We start from the raw sequence: 6,970 nt of genomic DNA, 5'->3' as shown, positions 1-6,970 counted from the left end.
CCCGGGGCCCCCCCGGGCGCCCCCCCCCCCCCCCGGGCGGGCCCCCCCCCCCCGGGGGGCCCCCCCCGCCCGGCGCCGGTCACGCGCCGTCGCGCACGAGGGCCGGGAGCTCCGCGAGGGTGCGGATCCGGTGGCTGGCGGTCGAGAAGTCCTGCGAGGCCGTGAAGTCGTGGTGGACGACGGCGCAGTCGATGCCCGCCGCGACCGCGGCGGCGAGGCCCCGCGACGAGTCCTCGACGACCACCGCCTCCTCCGGCGCGGCCCCGAGGGCCCGCAGGGCGGTCAGGTACGGCTCCGGGTGCGGCTTGGCGTGCACGTAGTCCTCGCGCACGAGCACGACGTCCATGAACGGCAGGATGTCGCGGCCCTCGTGGATGAGGTCGAAGTCCACGCGACGTGACGTCGTCACGATCGCCATGCGGACGTGCGGCGCCAGCGCCGCCAGGACGTCGAGGACGCCGTCGATCTCGATGGCCTCCGTGCGCAGGTACTCCTGGTAGTAGCGGTCGCGGACCGCCCGCTGGCGGTCGATGGTCGCCTCGTCGATCCCGGCGGCCCGCGCCTGGGCCCAGGTGGCCTGGCCGTGGTGCATGTCGCGCAGGTACCGGTCCCGGTCCTGCGTGAACCCGACGTCCGCGAGGGCCCGCTCCCCGGCCCGGTAGTACCAGGGCTCGGTGTCCACCAGGACGCCGTCGTGGTCGAAGAGCACGTACTCCTTCACGTCCCCGAGCCTGCTCCACCTCCGCGCGGGCGTCACCGTCGTCCCGCCCCCTGAGACCTGCCTGGACGGGGGCTTGCCGGGACCCTGGGGTGCGCTGCCATCATGAGCCCCGCGAGCGCGCCGTCGGCGCGCCGCTCGAGACCCAGAGACGGGGGCACCGTGACCGAGACCGGCGGTGACGACGCGCCGGCGCGCGCGGGCTATGTCGACGACGCGATCCGGCGGATGCGGGTCGCCGCCGCGGCCGCCGGGCGCGGGGGAGCGCCCGGCGCGGCCGGGACCGCCGACCCCGAGGTGCTGCGCACCGCCCTCGCGACCCTCTCGCCCGACGACCGGCGCCTGCTGTGGGCCACGCACGTGCAGCGGCAGGGGCCGTCGGCCGTCGCCGCCGCGCTCGGCACGCACCCCCGCGCGGCGGCCCGCCTCCTCCCGCAGGCGGAGCAGGCCCTCGCGACCGCGCTCGCCGACGCGCACGCGCCGGGCTGCCCGCCGGGCTGCGCCGGGACGCGGCGTGCTCTCCTCGACCTCGTCCAGGGCCGGCTCGCGGCCGGGCAGGAGACCGGGGTCGAGGACCACCTCCTGGACTGCGCCGCCTGCCTGCGGGCGTTCGTCGACGTGCGTGAGCCCGCCTGGGCGCTGCGGGACGCCGGGCCGCGGCTGCTTGCGGGCGGGTGGCACCCTCCCGCGGTCGCGGTCGCGGTCGTGGCGGCCGCGGAGACCTCGTCCGACGCGACGTCCGACACGGCGTCCGGCACTGTGGCGGGCGCCGCCCCGCGGCCCGCGCGCCGACAGAGCTGGCTGATCGTCGCGGGCACGGTCGCGTGCGTCGCCGTGGCGGCCGTCGCGATCGCGCTCGGCAGCGGCGACGCGGCGCCCGCGGCCCCGGAGACCGGCTCGTCTCCGGGGGCGACCCTCGTGGGGACCGTGCCCGCCGGCGCGACGTCGCCCGGGGCGACCCCGTCGCCGGCCTCCCGCGACGACGGCCCGAGCGCGGGGCCGACGCCGTCCGTGGACCCGTCGGCGACGCCGTCGGGCGAGCCCTCCCCGACCGTGTCGTCGGACGACGACGCCCGGACGTCCGACCCGTCCACGTCGCCCACGTCGTCGGCCGGGCGCGACGACGAGCCGACCTCGTCGTCGAGCTCCCCGTCGACAGGGTCGTCCGGGTCGTCCACGTCGGATCCGTCGACGCACGACCCCGGCACGTCGACCGGCGACCCCGACCCCGAGCCCTCCGACACGGAACCGTCGGAGCCCGCGCAGGAGCCCACGGAGGAGCCCGCGCCGACGCCGACCCCGACGGACTCCGCGACCCCGCCGACCACGCCGACCGCGACCCCCGATCCGGAGCCCACGGACGAGACCGACCCGCCCACGGAGTAGCCAGAAGTGCCGGTTCGCGGACCATTCCGCGGCCCCGGCGGGCGTCACCACGCCGCGCACCCCTCGGGGCAGGGGATTTGCCATCGCCCCGTAGGCCGCTGCGATCATGTCCCCCGGCGCGCCCGTGCCGCGCGCCCTGGACGGCCCGCGACGACGGGCACCCACGAGCATCGGCAGGACGGGGGCGTCGCGTGACCGCGATCCACGACGGCGACGCGCCCGCGCGCCGGGGCGCCGTCGACGACGCCATCCGGAAGATGCGCGCCGCGGCCGCGGCGGACGGGCGCGACGACGCCCCCGGGGCCGCCGGCACGGTCGACCCCGCGGTGCTCCGCACGGTGCTCGCGACGCTGCCCCACGACGACCAGCGGCTGCTGTGGGACAGGCACGTCGTCGGCCGCGAGGTCTCGGCGATCGCCACCGAGCTGGGCATGCACGCCCGCGCGGTGCTGCGCCGCCTGCGCCAGGCCGAGGAGCGGCTCGGCGCCGCGTTCGCCGCGGCCCACGCCCGTGCGTGCCCGCCCGGCTGCCTCGACACGCGGCAGTCGCTGCACTCCTACGTGCGGCACCGGCTGTCGCCCCCGCGCCGCACCGTGCTCGAGGCGCACCTCTTCGGCTGCCAGGGCTGCATGCGTGCCTTCGTCGACGTGCGTGAGGCCGGCTGGGCGGTGCGCGACGCCGCCCCCCTGCTGCTCGCGGGCACGGCCGCCGGGGCTGTCGCGGGCGCCCCCGTGGTCGTCGGCGCGCTCGGCGCCGGCACGACCGGCGCCGGGGCGGTCGCGTGGTCCGGGCCGGTCGGGGCCGCGCTGCTCGCGGCCTGGGAGTGGGTGCGGGCGCTCGCGCTGCGGCTGGGCCAGCTCGGCAAGGCCGGGATGATCGGCGCGGGCACCGTGGCGGGGGTCGCGGTCGCGGCCGTCGCGGTGGCCCTGAGCGGCGGGGCCGGCGGGCCTGCGGCGGCTCCGCCCGTGCCCGGTCCGACGTCGTCGGCAGCGGCGCCCGCCCCGGGGCCCGGCGACACGGCCTCGCCCGACGCCCTGCCCGGGCCCGAGCCGAGCGCGTCCACCTCCGCCGAGCCGGCTCCGTCCGAGGACCCCTCGGCACCACCGGCGACCGACGGCCCGACGACGGCCCCGACGACCGAGCCGACGACGCCCGGCACCACGCCGACCACGCCGCCTCCGGCCACGCCACCGGGCACCCAGCCGGGCACGCCGCCGTCGTCGCCGCAGCCCAGCGGCCCGGAGACCGAGCCGACGCCGTCCCCGGCGCCGTCCGGCTCCGCCGGCCCCTCGCCGACGACGTCGCCCAGCCCGTCGCCCTCCACGCCGACCTCGACGCCGACGGCCCCCACTCCCACCCCGACGCCCACGCCCACCCCGACGCCGACCCCCGTGCGGACGACGGTCACGGTCACCACGTCCGGTCTGCGCGGCGTCGACGCGGTCACGACGACCGACCCGGACGCGACCGTCGTCAAGGTCGCCGAGGACCGCCGCTGGCTCCGGGCCAAGCAGTGCGACGGCGGCTGGTACGTGGCGTCGTGGCGCAACGACGTCGGCGAGCTGACGGTCACGGTGGAGGCGCCTCCGGGGGTCGACCCCGGCGTGACCGTCAAGCGCACCTACAACTGGCCGGCGTGGATCTGGTCCTGCTGACCGACGCAGGTCGAGCCCGCCGGGACCGGATCCCGACGGGCTCGACCGGCGTGCGGTGCAGGTCGGCTGAGGTCAGCGCGTGGCGAAGCCGTGCGCCCCGCGGTGGTGACCCCCGCCGTGGCCGTGGCCATGACCGTTCCCGTGGCCATGACCGTGGCCATGACCGTGGCCGTGGCCGTGGCCGTGGCCGTGGCCCGGCCGACCGGGCTCGACGCCGTTGACGGCCTCGGTGCTCCACGCCAGCTGCTGCGCGGCGTGCCCGATCGCGCGGGACATGATGTCCAGCGCCTCGAGGCTCACGTTCGACAGGTCGTCGCCCGCGGAGTGGTAGTTCTGGTCGAGGGCCTCGCCGGCGACGCCGCCGAAGATCGCGGCCTCCTCCTCCGTCTTGATCGCGTCCGCGCCGGTGAACAGGCCGGAGGCCGGGATGCCGTTGCTGATGAACGCGTCGTAGTCGGAGCGGCCGGAGAACTCCGAGTCCACCCACGCCTGGTCGATCCCGTCGAAGTAGTCCGTGAACACGGCCTCGGTCGCGACGGAGCCCTCGGGTACCTCGACCGGGGCGGGGAACGTCGACTCGTTCGCGTCGTACACGCCGATCGTGTAGTTCGGCGAGCCGACCATGTCGAAGTTGAGGTAGGTCGCGATGTCGTCGAGGGCCTCGGGGTCGTTCGTCACGAGGTCGTCGACGTAGTGCGCCGACCCGACCAGCCCGAGCTCCTCGGCGCCCCACCACGCGAACCGCACGGCGTTGTTGAGCTTGGCGCTCTTCTTGTTGAGCTGGACGGCGGTCTCCAGGATCGCCGCCGAGCCGGTGCCGTTGTCGTTGATGCCCGGGCCCTCCGGCACGCTGTCGAGGTGCGCGCCCAGCATGACCACGTTGTCGTGCCGCCCGCGCTTCGTCTCCGCGATGACGTTGAACGTCTCGGCGGTGCCGATCACGGCCTGGAGGTCGAACGAGACCTGGAGCGCGGGGTCGGCCTCGATCGCCGCGACGATGGCCGCGCCCTCCGCCTGCGTGACGCCCACGGTCGGCGCGTAGCCGTCGTTGCGCTCGCCCAGCGTCCCGTTGAGGGCACCGTCGGTGTTGTTGTAGATGATGAGCCCGGCGGCGCCGGCCTCACCGGCCGCGAGCGCCTTCGCGGCGAACGCGCACGCCCCGCGCTGCACCACGGCGATCTTGCCGGTGGCGTCCACGCCGGCCCACGAGTCGTCGTGGGGTGCCTCGGGGTCGTCGCTGGCCGGGCAGCCGTCGGCGATCGCGGGCTGCACCGCGGCCGCGGTGACGCCGTCGTCGGGCGTGGACGTCGAGTACGTCATCGGCACGGGGTCGAACTCGACGCCGGGGACGGTGACGGACAGGTCGAGCACGTCGAAGGTGTCGAACTCGAAGTACTGCCGCTCCGGCTGGTACCCGGCCTTGCGCAGGGTCTTCTCGACGTACCGGGCAGACGCCTCGTAGCCGGGGGTGCCGGCGGCGCGGTTGCCGTCGTTGTCGTCGGCGATCTCCTGGAACGCCACGAGGTGCCGGAAGACACGCTCGCCGGTGACCTTCTTCGACAGGTCGGGGCCCGGCACGTGGGTGCCGTGCCGGCCGGTGGCGACGGCGGGTGCCGCCGTCGCCGTGGGGGTGAGGGACGCCGCGACGACGAGCCCGCCGAGGGCTGCGGTCGCGACGGCCGTGCTGAACGTCCTTGTTCTCACGGTCGACCTCCTGGTGGTGACCCCGCGCGCCCGGGTCGGGCTCACGACGCACGGCGCGACGCTGCGGGGTGCGGTTGGCGCGAGCGTAGGCCCGGGAGGCGCTGCAGGAAACCCCTGGGGCGCGACGTCCCTCAGCCGCGCTCGAGCAGGACGAGCACCTCGTAGTGGCTGGTCTGCGGGAACATGTCGAGCAGGCGCGCGCGGGTCGGACGCAGCGAGGGCATCCGCGCGAGGTCCTCGGCGAGCGTGACGGCGTTGCAGCTGGAGTAGAGCACGTGCCCGACGGCGGACTCCTCGAGCCGGCGGGACAGGTCGGCGCCGATGCCGCGCCGCGGGGGGTTGACGACCACCAGCTCGGGGGCGACGCCGTCGCGCGGGGACCCGGGCACGAGCTCGGTGGCGTCGCCGGCGGCGAAGCGGACGCCGGCCACGGCGTCGGCCCACCACGCCGCGTCGTGCCCGGCGACGACGGCGTCCGCGGGCAGCGCGGCGAGCCCGTCGCGGGTGGCGCCCGCGCTCGTCACGGCCTCCGCGGAGATCTCGATCCCGGTGACGGCGCGCCCGGGGGCGGCGCAGTGCAGCGCGAAGCCGCCGACGCCGCAGTAGAGGTCCCACAGGGACGCGGGCGCCACCTCGTCCACCCACGCCCGGGCCTGCGCGTACAGGGCGGTGGCGACGGCGGTGTTGGTCTGGAAGAAGCTCTGCGGGCGCAGGTGCAGCGTGATGCCGTCCGCGCCGACGCGCATCGGCAGCGCGTGCCGCTCGGTGAGCACGATCTCCAGGTCGCCCTCGAGGACGGCGGCGTGCACCGGCTGCACGTTGACGCTCACCACGGCGACCTGCGGCAGCTCGTCGAGCAGCCACGGCAGGTGCTTGCGCAGGCGCGCCACGGGCTCCTGGCTGCGCAGCACGAACCGCACCATGAGCTCGCCGTCCGGGGAGAGGGTCACGAGCACGTGCTTGAGCTCGCCCCGCCACGCGGACTCGCGCGGCGGCTCGCGGCGGCGTGCCCCGCGCGACGGCGAGGTCGCGTCGTAGGGCTGCAGCCGCGCCCGCGTGATCAGCGCGGCCAGGACGGGGAACGACTCCTGCAGCGCGGGCGGGTACAGGCCGCAGTCGGTGAGGTCGATCCCCTGGCCGGCGAACGGGCCCGCCGCCGACCCGAGGATGCCGAGCACCGGCTCCTCGACGGTGCCGCTGACCACCATCTTCGCCTTGTTGCGGAACCCGGACTCCGGGCCGGTGACGGCGGGGAGCCAGTCGATGCGGGCCTCAGGGACGGCGGAGCCGAGCAGCGCGCGCACGTGCGCCACCTTCTCGTCCACCTGCGTGGGGTACGGCGTCGCGAGGAGGGTGCACGAGTGGCAGCGGCCGGCGTCGAAGTGGGGGCACTGCACGGGTCTATTGTCGCCGGGCCCGGGCCTGCTGTCGCCCACGGCAGCGCTCGGGTGAAGCTCGTCACGAGAGCGGGTGAAACGAGGCCGCGACGACCGTCGGGGTGGGCCGA

Annotated in this window: 5 protein-coding genes; 2 read left to right on the top strand and 3 right to left on the bottom strand. The window is 76.7% G+C overall.

What is annotated here, in order from left to right; translation table 11 throughout:
- Nucleotides 1–79 precede the first annotated feature (79 nt).
- Nucleotides 80–721 (bottom strand): HAD family hydrolase, encoded by a 642-nt coding sequence (locus ACFQ8T_RS00480; RefSeq protein WP_430544611.1) that lies wholly within the window; start codon nt 719–721, stop codon nt 80–82.
- A 159-nt stretch (nt 722–880) separates the two neighbouring features.
- Between ACFQ8T_RS00480 and ACFQ8T_RS00475 the strand changes: the two genes are divergently transcribed.
- Both ACFQ8T_RS00475 and ACFQ8T_RS00470 read left to right on the top strand, forming a co-directional pair.
- On the top strand, nt 881–2,104 hold the full coding sequence (locus ACFQ8T_RS00475) for a hypothetical protein (RefSeq protein WP_430544610.1): 1,224 nt from the start codon (nt 881–883) through the stop codon (nt 2,102–2,104).
- A 191-nt stretch (nt 2,105–2,295) separates the two neighbouring features.
- Entirely contained in the window at nt 2,296–3,759 is a 1,464-nt protein-coding gene (locus tag ACFQ8T_RS00470) for a zf-HC2 domain-containing protein (RefSeq protein WP_430544609.1), read from the top strand.
- A gap of 72 nt (nt 3,760–3,831) precedes the next feature.
- Here the strand turns inward: ACFQ8T_RS00470 and ACFQ8T_RS00465 are convergent, their stop codons facing one another.
- Both ACFQ8T_RS00465 and rlmC read right to left on the bottom strand, forming a co-directional pair.
- Entirely contained in the window at nt 3,832–5,463 is a 1,632-nt protein-coding gene (locus tag ACFQ8T_RS00465) for a M20/M25/M40 family metallo-hydrolase (protein WP_430544608.1), read from the bottom strand.
- Between the two features lie 131 nt (nt 5,464–5,594).
- Nucleotides 5,595–6,860, bottom strand: a complete 1,266-nt coding sequence (gene rlmC / locus ACFQ8T_RS00460; RefSeq protein ID WP_430544607.1) for a 23S rRNA (uracil(747)-C(5))-methyltransferase RlmC — start codon at nt 6,858–6,860, stop codon at nt 5,595–5,597.
- Nucleotides 6,861–6,970: the final 110 nt, after the last annotated feature.

This window comes from Isoptericola sp. NPDC056618 (assembly GCF_042792715.1).
Lineage (GTDB): Bacteria > Actinomycetota > Actinomycetes > Actinomycetales > Cellulomonadaceae > Isoptericola > Isoptericola nanjingensis.
The sequence above is the reverse complement of the archived record's forward strand: the minus strand, read 5'-3'. Positions and strand labels throughout refer to the sequence as shown.